Origin of the sequence: Pseudomonas lurida, assembly GCF_013522705.1 — a bacterium.
GTDB lineage: Bacteria > Pseudomonadota > Gammaproteobacteria > Pseudomonadales > Pseudomonadaceae > Aquipseudomonas > Aquipseudomonas quebecensis.
Genome location: NZ_JAAMRE010000064.1, coordinates 1 through 1214, shown reverse-complemented (window position 1 = coordinate 1214; position 1214 = coordinate 1). Strand labels below are relative to the sequence as shown.

At 53.0% G+C, this 1214-nt stretch carries 1 pseudogene; it reads left to right on the top strand.

The features are described 5' to 3' along the window. Positions 1-1214, top strand: a pseudogene (locus G7025_RS26530) (IS3 family transposase); the annotation flags it as partial.

Genomic DNA, 1214 nt, shown 5'->3' with positions numbered 1-1214 from the left:
TTAAATTGGCGGTCGTCGATCAGGTTGAAAAGGGCGAACTGAGTTATAAAGAGGCTCAACGGCGCTATGGGATTCAGGGGCGGTCGACTGTGCTGGTGTGGTTACGCAAGCATGGACGGCAGGACTGGAGCCAAGGCGCCTCCATTCGCTCCCAGAGGAACCGCCCGATGGCCGAGCCAAATTTGCCGCTGACACCGGAGCAGCGAATCAAGGAGCTAGAAGAAAAGCTGGCCCTTGCCAACCAGAAAGCCCAATTTTTTGAAGCTGTCGTTGACGTACTGAAAAACGATTACGGTGTTTCTGTCGTAAAAAAGCGATCCGGCAAGTCCTCACCCAAGGGCAAATCGAAGGCCTGAGCATTACCAGGGCTTGCCAGTTTCTGGGCATCTCTCGGCAGGCGTACTACAAGCGCAATCGAGCTTACGATGCGCAAGCCAGCCATGCGCAAAGGGTGTTGGGGTTTGTGTTGGAGACACGCCTTCAGATGCCCAGGCTGGGCACTCGCAAGCTGCATGGTCTTATGCAAGCCGAACCTGAACTGACACAAACGGTGGGCCGGGATCGATTGTTCGACATTTTGCGAGACCATCGACAACTGGTTCCACGTAAACGCGCTTATCACAAGACTACTGACAGTCATCATCGCTTCCGTCGACATCCGAACCGGCTCAAACCCGGCCCTGACCAAGTCACAGCCACGGGCCCGGAACAGGTCTGGGTGGCGGATATAACCTATTTTCCGACCGAGCAAAGCGTCGCCTACGTAAGCCTGATTACTGATGCGTTCTCGCGCAAAATAGTTGGCCATCATGTACATGAAAGCCTGCGTACAGAATCAGTCATCAAGGCGATGACTAAAGCTCTTCGGCACCGAAAAACCGACCAGTCGCTGGTCCATCACTCGGATAGGGGCTCGCAATACTGCTCGGATCTCTATCAGAGGCTGCATGCAAAGCACGGCATCAGGTGTTCGATGACTGACGGATATGACTGCTACCAGAATGCTTTAGCAGAGCGGATAAACGGAATTTTGAAAACGGAGTTTTTGCTGCATCGACCTAAGAATCTGATCGAGGCCAGGCGCATGATTGACGAGTCGGTCGAGATCTATAACCACAAACGACCTCATATGGCCTTGAAATACAAAACGCCCGATGCGGTGCATCGGGCGTTATGAGACTGAAGCAGGTGTAAACCTATTTCAGGACTGGACA